This is a genomic window from Rhizobium etli CFN 42 (assembly GCF_000092045.1).
GTDB classification, from domain to species: domain Bacteria; phylum Pseudomonadota; class Alphaproteobacteria; order Rhizobiales; family Rhizobiaceae; genus Rhizobium; species Rhizobium etli.
The window spans coordinates 1410414-1424035 of record NC_007761.1; the positions used below are offsets into that span (position 1 = coordinate 1410414).

Annotated in this window: 9 protein-coding genes; 5 read left to right on the plus strand and 4 right to left on the minus strand. The window is 58.2% G+C overall.

Annotated features, from left to right (window positions below; all coding sequences use genetic code 11):
* Window positions 1-19: 19 nt before the first annotated feature.
* Genes RHE_RS06905 through RHE_RS06920 form a run of 4 tightly spaced genes read right to left on the minus strand, consistent with a single transcriptional unit; the run spans window position 20 to window position 5410 of the window.
* Window positions 20-2227: a GumC family protein gene (locus RHE_RS06905; RefSeq protein ID WP_011424687.1), complete on the minus strand. Its 2208-nt coding sequence runs from the start codon at window positions 2225-2227 to the stop codon at window positions 20-22.
* Window positions 2224-3369, minus strand: coding sequence for a glycosyltransferase family 4 protein (locus tag RHE_RS06910; protein ID WP_041678597.1), 1146 nt, complete (start codon window positions 3367-3369; stop codon window positions 2224-2226). Before RHE_RS06910 ends, RHE_RS06905 begins: the two co-directional genes overlap by 4 nt.
* Window positions 3360-4463: a glycosyltransferase family 4 protein gene (locus RHE_RS06915; RefSeq protein WP_011424689.1), complete on the minus strand. Its 1104-nt coding sequence runs from the start codon at window positions 4461-4463 to the stop codon at window positions 3360-3362. Before RHE_RS06915 ends, RHE_RS06910 begins: the two co-directional genes overlap by 10 nt.
* A complete protein-coding gene (locus tag RHE_RS06920; protein ID WP_011424690.1) occupies window positions 4460-5410 on the minus strand; it encodes a glycosyltransferase in 951 nt (316 codons plus the stop codon). Before RHE_RS06920 ends, RHE_RS06915 begins: the two co-directional genes overlap by 4 nt.
* A 618-nt stretch (window positions 5411-6028) precedes the next feature.
* Here RHE_RS06920 and RHE_RS06925 point away from each other — a divergent pair.
* The 5 genes from RHE_RS06925 (at window position 6029) to RHE_RS06945 (ending at window position 13620) form a co-directional block, all read left to right on the plus strand.
* Window positions 6029-7348 (plus strand): O-antigen ligase family protein, encoded by a 1320-nt coding sequence (locus tag RHE_RS06925; RefSeq protein ID WP_011424691.1) that lies wholly within the window; start codon window positions 6029-6031, stop codon window positions 7346-7348.
* Window positions 7348-9480, plus strand: a complete 2133-nt coding sequence (locus RHE_RS06930) for a right-handed parallel beta-helix repeat-containing protein (protein WP_042119216.1) — start codon at window positions 7348-7350, stop codon at window positions 9478-9480. Before RHE_RS06925 ends, RHE_RS06930 begins: the two co-directional genes overlap by 1 nt.
* A gap of 721 nt (window positions 9481-10201) precedes the next feature.
* Complete coding sequence (locus RHE_RS06935) at window positions 10202-11068, plus strand: WecB/TagA/CpsF family glycosyltransferase (RefSeq protein ID WP_011424694.1); 867 nt, start codon at window positions 10202-10204, stop codon at window positions 11066-11068.
* Window positions 11069-11075: 7 nt separating this feature from the next.
* Window positions 11076-12530 (plus strand): sugar transferase, encoded by a 1455-nt coding sequence (locus RHE_RS06940; protein ID WP_011424695.1) that lies wholly within the window; start codon window positions 11076-11078, stop codon window positions 12528-12530.
* A 46-nt stretch (window positions 12531-12576) separates the two neighbouring features.
* Complete coding sequence (locus RHE_RS06945) at window positions 12577-13620, plus strand: UDP-glucuronic acid decarboxylase family protein (protein WP_020920851.1); 1044 nt, start codon at window positions 12577-12579, stop codon at window positions 13618-13620.
* The last annotated feature ends 2 nt before the right edge of the window (window positions 13621-13622 follow it).

Sequence of the window (13622 nt, forward strand, 5' to 3'; positions counted from 1 at the left end):
ATGTGAATGCAGTCCTGGTTCAGGTGAATTCGTGGTATTTCCTCAGTGATTTCACAAACAATTCGGAATCGCTGAAGTTATACCTGGCGTGTTGTTTCGGATTAACGTTGTTGATGGCAACGCAGAGCTCTGTGTTGCGTGCGGTCCTCAGCTGATGTAAGCAAAATTCGGCCGCGCGACGGCTCGTCTTACCCCATTTGACGACCACGAGCGTTCGTTCTGCTAACGCCGTCAGATGCATCGTGTCAGCCGAGGCGAGCACAGGTGCGCTGTCGAAGATGACGACTTGGCCCAGCGAGGCGGCCATTGAGATAATGTCAGCCGCATCAGTCATGCGGGCGCGCCGATGGAGAGTGGCGTTGCCGGCCGGAATGAAGTCGATGCCGCTTGGATGGTGATCGATGATGTCCCGGATTCCAGCCTGTCCACACAGGAATTCGTTCAACCCCTGCTGTAGCTCTGACCTGAAAAACGAGTCGAGATGTCCGTGTCTGAGGTCGCCATCAACAAGCAGCACCGGAATTCCGTTGGCGGCGAGATCGATTGCCAATGATCTGGCGACAAGCGACTTGCCCTCTCCGCTATGAGCCGACGTCACGACAATACTGTTAGGCAGCTTTCCACCGTTGGACTGTTTGAGCGAAGTTATGACGGAGCGAATTGCTTCGTCAAACATCCCGTCTCGAATGTACCCAAAGAGCATAGATGGATCCCCCCGATCCCTCCGTTTCAGGCGCGGGATGAACCCGGCTGGCACTATGCGAGGGATTCCGGCCATCTGATCGAAGCTGCGGACCGAGTTATCCAGCATCTCGACCACGAAAGCGGCCGTTACCGCGATCGATATCGAGGCCAGGAGGGCGCCGACCAGGTAGAAAAGCCGCCCGCGTCCCTGCGGTGCCAGCGGCACTGCTGCCGGTGACAAAACTTCCAGTTCCGCTCCCGGCAGCATGGCTTGCGCAGCCAGGCCGCGGCGCTGCTCCTCGAGCTTATCAAGCGCGGTCTGCTCCTTCTCAGCCATGCGCTGGAGTCGCGCCAGTTCCGTTTGCGCCAGGGCAGAGCGAGCGCGTTTCTCATGAGCAGCCGCCAAGGCCGACCGGACCACGTCACCTTCATGATCGAGCGCTGCAAGCTTCGAGCGGATGGATTGAAGGTATCGATCGGTGGCAAGCTTGAGATCGGTGCGGGATTTGACAATCTTCGCCCGCATATCGACCACGGCTTCGGCCGTGTTGCCATATGTCTCGAGAAGGCGCTCGAGATCTTGCTCCTGCGCACGAAGCTCTCGTTGCATTGCGCCGATGCTGTCGGGAATAACCATATTCTGCAGGGTAAGCGAGAGGTCGTCGGCCGCTTCCAGTGCAGATATCGTTGCTCTCGCCTCAGTGCGGCTTTGTTCGATTTTTGTTTGCCGCTCGCCCAGCTCCATTATCGACTTGATCTGTTCAACCTGATCGTTGTCATTTGAGACGACATCCATTGTCTTTTGATATTGGTCGGCGGCATCGCGTGCTGCCGCAGCGCGGTCCTTCTGTTCGGCGATGCGCTGCAGAACCCATTCTTCTGCCGCGTCCAGGCGGCCCCGTAGACCGTCCTTCCGCTCTTCGAGATAGATGCTGATGAGCCGGTTCGGGACCGAGGCCGCCAGTTGGGGGTCGCTCGCATCGAAGCCGATCTGAATAACGTCACCCTGGCCATCGCGCCATACGCGGAGTGCCTTGTAGTATTTCGGGATGATCGGCTCGATGCTGTTTCGGGCCGGCGAGGATGGTTTTTCTCTGTCGACCAGACCACGCAGCATTGCTCGGATCCTGTCGATAAGCGAGGTCTCCTGCAGCGCCGGATTGAATTCCGGCCATTCATCGAGCCGCAGGTCACGGATTACCCGCTCTGCAATGCTTCTCGAAAGAAGTCGCTCGGTCTCCGATGTGGCGTCCAGCGGATCGTTGCGGCCGGAATCCTCCGGGCCGAGTTTCGTCGCCAGAGGCGTGTGGATAATCAGCCGGGACTCGGCATGAAAACTCGGCTTCAATCCCGAAACCATGACTGCGGCGATCGTCATAAACAGCGTGATGATAGCCACGATCATCACCATCCTTCGCCGGATAAGACGCAAGCCCGATGTGAGGTCAAAGTCGTCCGACCTGGTTTCTATCTGAAACCGGGGATCGTAGCGCATCGACGAGAGCGAGGTGTTGCGGTCTGGCGGGATAGTTGAAATGGTCATCGTTCACTAACCGACGTTTGAGGTTGCGCGGAGACGGCGTCATAGAGTTTTTCCAGCGATCGCATGTAGGCCTTCATACTGAACTGGTTGAGATAATGCGCCCGGGCCTTGGCCGAGAGGCGATTGCGGATTTCCGGATCGCTGACGAGTCTCGCCAGCGCCGCAGCCAGGGCATCCTTGTCTCCGACAGGCACGAAGACGCCCGTTTCACCGTCAGAGATGACTTCGCCATGTGCGCCGACGCGCGTGGTAACGACCGCAAGCCCGTGGGCGAGCCCTTCGACCACAGCCATTGCCAAACCCTCGGCATGCGAAGGCAGGACCAGGATATCTGCCCGTGCACACAAGGCTTGCGCCTCGTCGGCGCCGAGCCAGCCCGGCATTTTCACCAGATCTGAAAGGCCCAGGGCTGCGGCTTGGCGGCGGTAGTCTTCCACAGGTCCGTCGCCGGCCAGCACGGCCCGCCACTGGAGCTCCTTCATCATCGGATGACTTAAGGCAAGCAGAAGCTCCCCAACGCCTTTGCGTTCGCTCAGTCGGCCGAGAAAGACGATCAACGGCATCTTGCCGACGTGAACACTGCGCGCCCCGGGGTCGGGAACACAATTGCGGATGACGGCCACGCGGCGCTCGTCCACGCCGAGAAGCGTCGTTAGCGTCATGCGATCGCGCTGACCCAGTGCTACGACCTGGTCGGCATTTTGGAACATCCGGCGTATGAGCATTTGTTGCCGTGGCGAGCGTGCGGCAAAATCACTCGCATAGTCGTAATCATGCAGGTGCAATATGTGAGAGCACCCGAGGAAGCGGGCAGCCTCGGTGAGGATCAGTTTTCTCGCGGTGCTGCCGCGACCCGCGACATGGATATGGTGAATGCGTGCCGGAGCAATTATCCGATCCTTGGCCATCATCAAGATGGCGCCGAGCAGGCGCATCGGCGACGTGATGAGGGACCAGCGCCGCCCCCTGGTGTCGGTGACGAGGTGCGTTTCGCCTGCCTCCCTCACCGTGCTCGATATATAGCCGACCAGCCTGCCAATTCCGCCGCCGTTCTCGCAACCACCCGGAACATAGTGGCGGACGGTTGCTGCTGCATTCCGCACCGCTGTCCGATTCCCCTGCGTGAGCGCCGTCATTCGCATGCTCCGACCACCTCACGATAAACGGCCGCAGCCTGTGCGCCGACCTGTTCAGGCGAATTCGGACCGGTGGCCCAGGCGAGCGCGCTGGTCCCGAAGCTGCTTCTCAGTTCGCTGTTATCAGCCAGTGTCCGGATGGCACTGGCGAGCTGTTCGACGTCCCCTGGCCGAACCACCATTCCCAGTCCGTTTGGCAGAACGGTAGCGCGCAACTCGCCGACATCAGTCACGATGACCGGTTTGCCAAATGCCGCGGCAAGGTTGAGCACACCACTTTGCGAGGCTTCCGTGTAGGGAAGAACAACCATATCGGCATCCAGAAAAAGCTGGGCGACCTCCATGTCCTCGATAAAGCGGTTGCGAATGTCATAGCGGCCGGTTTCGCCCATAAGCGGCTGGAAGATCCACGGATCGTCGCCGCGGCCGGCGACCGTGATGCGCAGATTGGGGAGCTGGTCCTTGAGCATTGCTTCGGCGCGGACCAGATGCTCCAATCCCTTGTAAGCAAAGATCCGTCCGAAAAGCAGCACGCGCAAGGTTCCATCTGCGGGGCCTCGCGCCATTTTGTGGTGTCGAGCGAGTTCCGCGTAGCGATGAATGGCCGGATGCGACAGAACATGGACGCGATCAGGCGATTTCGAATATCGCTCGAGAACCAGTTGTTTCAGCCCCTCGCCATGGACGACGACATGACCCGATTGCCGCACCATCAGTTGGGGAGCCCAGGCGGGCAGCTTGCGGGTGTCGGAATCGCCGGGATGCACGTCAACATCATGGACAGTCGTAACAAGCGGGATCGGCCGCCAGAATGGCGCAGCAAAGTTCAACCACAGCGTGGAATTGCTCAGAAGGTGAATGACGTTCGGCCGCTCGTTCCGGATGAGACGCGTGAGTTGGTGCAGGAACCAGGGATTGGCGAGCGAACGGTGCCGTGGCCAGTCCAAAAGGTGCAGATCGACAGCCGGATCGAAAGCGGAGGCAAGGTTGGCGTAGCGCCGATGCGGAACTGCGAGCGCGACCTGCAGGTGTTGCGCAACACCGTTGGCGAACGAAATAGTGTAGTCTTCGAGTTCGGAAACCAGCATCAGCGCCTTCATTGTGCTGACTCCGAAAAGCCAAGAGACTGACCACGTCGAGGGAGGTCGCTGGCTGTGCGCAATGCATCACGCATACGCCTCCGCAAGTCTGGTTCGCCGGCGAAAAAAAGCCCTTGCACGCCAAGTCTTAACCGGGTGCGTATGTCTGCGCCCTCCAGCCTGGCCGAGGCGACCCGATACGGAAAGTGATCGGCCAGACGCAGCCTTCCGGCTAAATCGTGCGCGGAAAGAAACTGGTTTGTCACTTCAACGACAGTCCGCCAATGGGTCATCCGCTTTCGTAACATGGCGGCGTCATCGACTGGTCGATACCAGTTGTTGTTGTGGATGCGGTAGAATCCGAGTGCATCGGACAGGGCGACAACGTCCCCCAAAAATGGGTAGATCCCCGTAAGCCAGGCATCGGCGGAAATGCGGAACTGCTCAGGAATATCGCCTGCCGCACCCCAGGCGCTCCGTCTTACAGCGATGGCTGATGTTAGTGGGAAGGGCCACCAGCCAGCCGATCGCGCAAGCCGTGGCGATAAATCTCCCGAACACAGGGTCCGAGGGATTGGCTTGAAGGCTATTGAGCCATCGGTCTGCGTTGGCTGAAGCCGGTGATAAACAAGCGATGCATGAGGATTCGACTGGAAAGCGGCGGCTGTTGCCGACAGCTTGTTCGGCGCCCACCAGTCATCGGCATCGAGAAAACAGAGGATGTCGCCACTGCTTGCCTTCACAGCAGCATTAATGGCGGCGGCCTGTCCCTGGTTTTCCTGGAAGAGCACTTTCACCCGCTTTTCATAGCCTTCGAGAACCGAGCGCGACTGATCGCTCGAGCCGTCATCGACGACGATGATCTCGGCATCAGACCTCTTTTGGCGCAAGGCGCTGTCAATCGCCCGAGGAAGGAAGCAACCGTAGTTGTAGTTGTTGATGAGGACGCTGATCGTCGGCCGCTCCATGACACCCCCTCTCAAGCGCGTTGCTGCGCGACACATCGGTACGCCGGAGTTGCGAACGCTCGTTCGTTCGACAACGCGATTTGATGGAAAGAGATGGGAGGCGGACAGGCATCATTCTGCGCGATCAGGCTTGCGCCCTGAGCTCGTAGGGTCACCACCGCAACGCGTGATGCTTCCGTTATAGTGCATACGAAACCAGGACCATGACGCAGAACCATAAAAATCCCAACCCTTCCAAGCGTCACCTGCCCACTGCCAGCTGCGCCAGAATTATTGCCTCACTTCACCACCGACTGCGGCTTAGCGCGGCGTGCTTCGCAGTATGTTTTCATCGCCAAGCTACCGGCGATTGGTCACCGGCGACATCTGCTCTTATGGGCAATGCCGTTTGCCCAAGCACCAACTTTTGGGGGAGGGGTAGACCGTGAGCTTAACCTTAGCAACGCCCTTGGAGGGTGGGTACGCGCGTTAGGCTTAGCCCTGCCTTCGTTTGCGTTAGTTGACTGGGGAGATGGCGGGATGTTCGTTGATAAGCAGCAGCTGTGAAAGGGAACCCATGTCTTTCCAAATTGCCGCGATGAGCAGCCTTTCGTCTGTCCAAGCACAACGGGACCGATGATGAGAGCGTATACGCTTAGAATAGCGAATGGGCCGACCGTCAGTTGGCGAACGATAGAATACTGGGGCGCCGGCCTCTGCCTTTTTCTTCAGACAGGCGCCTTTTTCCCGCTCATGTTGGCGGATGCCGACGGAGCCATTAGCGATCATGCCAGGTCAATATTGCGCCTGCTTTGCCTACCCGTATACAGCTTCACACTGTTGATGCTGGTGCGGAATTTTCCGCATTTTCTCATAGCACTCAAGCGAAATTGGTTTGTCCCTCTGATGGTCGCCATGCCGTTTGTCTCCGTCTTCTGGTCGGTAGGTCCTTCCACCACATTCAGGCGCGCCATCGGTCTGCTCTTTACGGTACTTCTGGCCTATGTGCTGGCGATACGCTTCACACCAAGGCAGTTGCTGCTGCTGGCATTTGCCACTTTCGGAACATGCATCGTCCTCAGCCTGCTGCTCTTCGTGGCGTCGCCGGGTCTCGCTCGCATGCCGATGGACGGCGCGGCGCGTGGCATATTCATCCACAAGAACAGTCTCGGTTGGTATGCCGCCATGATGATACTGGTGTCGACGGCCGTTTTATTGGACGATAGCCGGGCCTTACGGCGAACCGCTTTGCTTTTCTTGATCGCTGGTGGGGCCTGTCTCGTCCGCGCCGGATCGATGACCGCTTTAATTGCGACGGTATCGGCCTATTGCTTGATCGGGTTCTATTCCCTGTTGCGGCGGATCGGTGGCATCAGTCGCGTGGTCTTCATCCTGATTTTTGTTCAAATGGCCATCGGGCTCCTCTTTGTGCTTCACGAATTCCTCGTTCCGTTCCTGGAGGCGCTTGGCAAGGACGCCACTTTGACGGGCCGAGTGCCATTATGGGAACTGGTCGATGGTCAGATTGCCGATCACCTGCTGCTCGGCTTCGGCTACCAGGCCTTTTGGACAGAAGCGAATCCCGAGGCCTGGATTATTTGGTCGAAAATCCAATGGATGTCTCCCCACGCCCATAACGGATTCCGCGATACGCTGCTGAACTTCGGAATATGCGGGATGATTTTGTTCGCTCTGATGCTTCTACAGGCATTACGCCAAGGGGCAGTCCTCCAATGCCGCGACCCGCATTATGGCTGGCTGTGGTTGAATGTCTTCACAGTCGTGATTTTGGTGATGAACCTGACTGAGACGATCTTCCTGATCCAGAACGACACAATTTTCATTCTGTTCATGTCAGGCATCATCATGTTCTCTCTTTACGAACCCGTTGTTTTGATGACTCCCGGCCAGCAACTGCGGCCATCGGCACGCAGGACAACGGCGGAACTGCAGATTTGATCAGCCTGCGTCTCGCACCGATCTTGAGCATTCTGCTTGCGACGCTCTTTCCGCAGCCGAGCAATCCGGCCGCAGTCAGTCCGGATACCGATGCGCCCGACCGGGTGCAGACGGCGCTCCGGGAAGCGACTTGCGCGGAAGCGTCGCCGGCGACATTTTCGGACAGGCTGAAGGGGACTTCATTGAGCAAAGTACTGACGGGCACAACTGCGCCCCGGGCGGTATTTTATGTTTCTCCCGATGGCAAGGATAGTTGGAGTGGGCGTCTTCCCAAACCCAATCCTCAGCGCACCGACGGTCCTTTTGTCAGCATCGAGAGAGCTCGAGATGCTGCGCGAGAGAAGGGCGGTCAAAACACGATCGCAATGGGCGATGGGGACTATTATCTCGCTGAACCGATAGTCTTCGACGCCCGCGATGCGGGCCTCGTCATTGCGGCGAGGTGCAACGAAGCGCCAATTCTGCACGGTGGCCTGCTTATTCGCAAGTGGAAGGCACAGGCCGATGGCCGCTGGACGGCGTCACTGAAGTTGCCGGCGGGCAGAGAGGTAGGCGACCTCTTCGTCAACGGGGCGCTCCAGACGCAGGCACGCTTTCCCAACGCCCCGCTCGATGGAGATCCGCGCAAAGGATGGCTTTTTGCGGCCAAGTGCACGCATGACGACGACATATGGCATGGCAACATGCGCTTTTGCTTCCATGCTGGAGATCTTCCGATCTCGAAAAATACCGCGGGGCTCGTCGCCCACATTGTCGGTGGTTTTCGCCCCGGCAGCCAATGGGGCAGTGACACCCTCCCGGTGGTTTCATTCGACACCGCCAACCGGACCATCAACACCAGAGGCACTGCCTACTTCTTCACCGCGGAAGGCAGCCGCTATTTCCTGGCGGGGGCGGCGGCCCTGCTCGATGCTCCCGGCGAGTGGTGGTATGACCGCGCCAAGGAGCAAGTCGTCTACATTCCGACCGATGGATTGCCAATCAGCTCTACGGCTGTCGCCGGCATCCTGCCGACATTCTTCAGGCTGGATGGAGCCGACGGAATGGTTGTATCGGGGCTCCGGTTCAGGGATGGGGATCCGCGTGGTAGCGGGAAATTCGGTACCGACACCAGGAGCTTTGGTGCCATACGGCTCGACCGGGCGGACGGCGTCCGGCTGCTCGGCAATTCCATCGACAATGTCGGTGTCGGCATCCATGTTTCCGAGAGCAAAGATGTCCTGATTGCCGGCAACGTGGTTGCGGATGTGGCTGGCAACGGGATTTATGTTGGCACGACCTATGGCACCTTCCTCAAATCGCACGATGCGACAATCCTGTCGAACCACATCCATGATATCGGCAGGGTCTATTTCGAAACGGCCGGGATATGGTTCCAGGCTGCCGACAACGTCGGGATTGCTCATAATCTCATCGAAAACGCAGCCCAGTTCGGTATTGCCGGTGGCTCGCTATGGGGACCTCAGGACGCAGTTCATGACGCGGTCATCGAACACAACGTGGTCCGCAACGCCAATCAGCAAACGGCAGATGGCGGCGCCATCAAGATGATGGGTGAGCAGGCCGACCCTTTGAACAGCAGCATTCGCTACAATCGCGTCACCGGAACAGGTCAGCTTATGAACAGGGTCGATGGGACATTCTGGCCTCCTGGATATGAAAATACCAGTGAATGGCCTTCTCCTATCAGTTGGGCGATCTATACCGACGGCAAGGCCAGTGGAGTGCGCATCGAAGGAAATACGCTTTCGGATAATATATCGGCGATCGGCATAAACGGCGGCTGGAGCAACCTAGTGACAGGAAACGTCATTACAGGCGGGTCTGGGGCTGCCTTTCGCGTCGATGACGGTACGGGCTGGGGGTGGCATCCCCCTTGGGCGGGCCCCAATCGCATCGAGGACAACATCGTCTCGGTCGAGAGCGGCAATGGGCTTGCAGCATACGTTTACGTGCCTGACCACAAGCTCGGATCGGTGCGATTTGCGCGAAACCGCTACAGCGGCAACCTGAACGAAAAGAGCTTCAGGATACACCCGGAGATCATGCGCTCAGGGGAGTTTGGCAGTCTGGCCGATCTTCAGGAGGCTGGGATCGACAGAGGCAGCGTCGCGTCGCAGTCCCATCAATAAGACTGGCGACGCGACGGATGTCACGCGTTGAGCGTCAGCAGGTTGAAGCCGCTCGATCAGCTCGTACGTGCACTGCTGGTGGGGCACGTTGCTCGTCTACGAAGCTGAGACCACTTGCGCCGTTGCTCGGCGCGATAGCGCCCTGCCCGCGATGCACAGATGACTGCTCCCGGTAGAGTTATGGATGCATAGCCCGGCGAGCTTGCCAAGAGCGAAGTTCCAATGGATCCTGCGTCAGGTTTTCAATCCATACGCCGACACAACTACACGCATCACGTTCCCGGCCCGGAAACCTGCTGGGGTGCGACCGGCTTGTCGATAATGGGCGCGCTGATATTGGCGGCGAGCTGTTTCACAACCTCTGCACTCGGCGTTTTCGCGGGCGTTCTAATCGCCAGCCGTGCAGGTCATCTCACCTTATTAGGTTGACCGTCTCCCCCCGCTTTATTCGCGCGCAAGTCTCTCCCGCCTGGGCGCGACAGTGGCTCTCCTCCGCGGCTTTGTGAAGACCAAACCTCTCTTTTGGGTTCGCACTCATCAAAAAGAGCAACGTGGCAAGCCGTGGGGGTACGCCGCCTTACTTCGAACATTGTAACTTATCTCGGCCGAAGGCGTAGGAGTATGAAGTGTCTTCTACGTCCAATAGTTGGAACTGCAAGTATGGAGACAATCGCGCTGGCGGCATATTCTGGTGACAGTTTAAATCGCGGAAGCGTAGGTCATGAGAAAGCAACCAGCAGACAGAATCCAAACTTCAGTTCTTAAACAAAAGGACTCCCTAGAATGGACTAATGTCCTTGGTGTTCGCATTTCGGCAGTTAATCTTAAAAGCGCTACCGGTTTTATTCAAAAAGGGATTGAAGAGGGCCGGAGGGAATATGTGTGCGTTCGCGACGCACACGGCGTCGTCCGATGTCAGGATGATCCAGAGCTTCGGTCGATCCATAACCGGGCTTTTCTCGTGACCCCCGACGGCATGCCGTTGGTATGGGCATTGAAGCACGCCGGCCATTTGGAGAGCGACAGGGTGTACGGACCTGATCTGATGTTGTCTGTTTTCGAGGCCGGCACATCGAAGGGTATACGCCACTTCCTTTACGGCGCAACGCCCGAGACGCTGCAACACTTGCAGGCGCGGCTTCTCGCGAAATTCCCGGAAGCTGAGATAGCCGGCTCCTATGCACCGCCTTTTCATAAACTGTCACCGCAAGAGGAAGTCGATATTGCAGACCTGCTCAATCGATCCGGCGCCGATATCATCTGGGTGGGGCTGAGCAGTCCCAAGCAGGAACTCTGGATGGCGCGCATGCGTGACCGTCTGGATGCATCGATGCTTATCGGCGTCGGAGCTGCATTCGATTTCCACGCCGGCCTCAAGCGGCAAGCTCCAAGGTTCATTCAAAGAAGCGGCTTCGAATGGGCCTTTCGTCTTTTGTGCGAGCCGCGACGGCTGTGGCGGCGCTATGCGCTCGTCGTGCCGACCTTCATCTCACTGACAGCATTCCAGAGACTGGGGCTTCGGAAGTTTCCGATCGAAGACGAGGTTTTTGGATCGAGTGCGCCAAAAGCAACAGCCGTAAAGGTGTGAAGCGATCATGTCCCTATTTGCGCCGTCAGCAATCACGCCCGACCTGCGGAAGGCGAACCCTTTCGTGGCAAACTCCGCGCCGACCGCCGAATTCAGCAAGCGGGCAGGGTTGAAGATACCGGTTCCATTCAGGGGCAGCTTGCCTCGGCTGGCTACGTCATCATTTCTGGTTGCCGGCGACATCGCAAGCTACGTGATAGCCTATCTTCTTCTCCTGCCGTTCCTTCCGCACGGTTTGGAGAATATGGTGCCGGAGCGCGCTTTCGCCGTCGCAGCACTGGCAGCGATCGTTCTTTATGCATCGAACGCGCTCTATCCCGGATATCGCCTTCACGACCACGAACATCTGCGTCGCCGCACGACGGCGTCCTTCAAGGTGTCCATCATCGCAGCGCTTGGGGCGATCCTTCTGCCGGAAGGGTTAGGACTGCTGCTTCCGATCATCGGCTTCCTTGGCCTCGGACTGGTTGTTCAACCTCTTATGCGCGGGGCCGCACGAGGACTGTCCTGGAGACTTGGTATCTGGGGTGAACTGGCAGTGATCATCGGTGCCCGCAATCGTATCCCTGCGCTCACGGCCTATTTCTCAGAGCATTGGCATTACGGCATTCGGCCGGAATCCTCCTCTCCCGATATGTCGGAAGTATTACCCGACGGCGGGCCGTCAATTGCCTTGATCGCTGACGATACGGGCTCATTTATCACCGAGTTGGCAACGATGCGCCGCCAGTTCGCGGAAGTCATCCTCCTCTCCGACACGCCAAACCTCAAGATAACGGGCTTGCGGCCGGCGGATGTCGGCGGAGAGATCGGTATTCGTTTGGCCATCGGCGGGAGATCGGCAGGCTCGAACCTGGTTCGTCGAGTCCTCGATCTTGCGATTGCAATACCTGCGACGCTGGTGCTTATGCCCTGCGTTCTGGTTGCCGCCGCCGCGATCTACGCCATCGACCCGGGGCCTGTCTTCTTCAGACACGCCCGGGAAGGCTTGTCTGGCAAACCGGTGCGCGTCCTGAAACTGAGAACGATGTACAGAGATGCGGAACAGCGCCTCGAATCATTATTCCGGGACAATCCGGCCGCACAAACCGAGTGGTCGAACCACTTCAAGCTTCGGCAGGATCCTCGCATCCTGCCGGTGATCGGGCATGTCCTTCGCTCGTCGAGCTTCGACGAACTCCCGCAGTTGGTGAACATCATTGCAGGAGAGATGTCGTTCGTGGGACCGCGCCCCTTCCCGGAGTATCACCTCTCGGCGATGGATGGCGAGTTTCGCGACAAACGGCGCTCGGTAACCCCAGGTCTGACGGGGCTTTGGCAGATATCCGAACGAAGCAATGCGGATATCGAGCTGCAGCAGCAACTCGACGAGTTCTACATCGACAATCGATCCTTGTGGTTCGACTGGCACATCCTTCTCAGCACAATTCCTGCGGTCCTCAAAGGCAGGGGAGCTTGCTGACATGTTCTCCATTCCTGTGGGCAAACATCAACAACGGAGCAAATCAATGCACGGACAGAAGCGAATTATGGTTACCGGCGGCACCGGATTTCTGGGATCATTCCTGTGCGAAAGGCTTTTGCGAGAGGGCAATGATGTCCTCTGCGTGGACAATTTCTACACCGGCTCGCGCGATAACGTGCTGCACCTTCTTGATGATCCTCGCTTTGAGATACTCCGCCACGACATCACCTTCCCGCTTTATGTGGAGATCGATGAGATCTACAACCTCGCCTGCCCGGCATCTCCGGTCCACTACCAGCACGATCCCGTTCAGACCGTGAAGACGAATGTGCATGGGGCCATCAATATGCTCGGCCTGGCCAAACGCACCAAGGCGAAGATCTTCCAGGCATCGACGAGCGAGGTCTATGGCGATCCGGCAGTCCACCCGCAGCCCGAGGAGTATCGCGGCAGCGTCAGTCCCATAGGCCCGCGGGCATGCTATGACGAAGGCAAGCGGTGCGCCGAGACGCTGTTCTTCGACTATCACCGTCAATATGGCGTGGAAATCCGGGTGGCTCGGATCTTCAACACCTACGGCCCGCGAATGCAGACGAATGACGGCCGCGTCGTCTCCAATTTCATCGTTCAGGCGCTTCGCAACGAGCCGATCACCATCTTCGGCGACGGCAGGCAAACACGGTCGTTCTGCTACGTGGACGACCTGATCGACGGCTTCATCCGTTTGATGGCCGCGCCCGCTGGGGTTACGGGACCGATCAATCTCGGCAATCCCGGAGAATTCCAGGTCCGTGAATTGGCAGAGATGGTGATCGAAATGACCGGATCGAAGTCCGGCATCGTTTTCAAGGCTCTGCCGATCGATGATCCGACCCAGCGCAAGCCCGACATCAGCCGCGCAACGCAACAGCTGGGCTGGCAGCCGAAGGTGAACCTTCGTGAGGGGCTTGAGAGAACGATCGCCTATTTCGAGTGGAAGCTTTCCGGCGGAGTAAACAACAGGTTTAGCCTCAAATCCCGGCAAGGGCCCTATCCGCATCTTGCGTCTCCGGGCGTAGAACTCAATGCTCCTGAAGCCATTCGATAGGG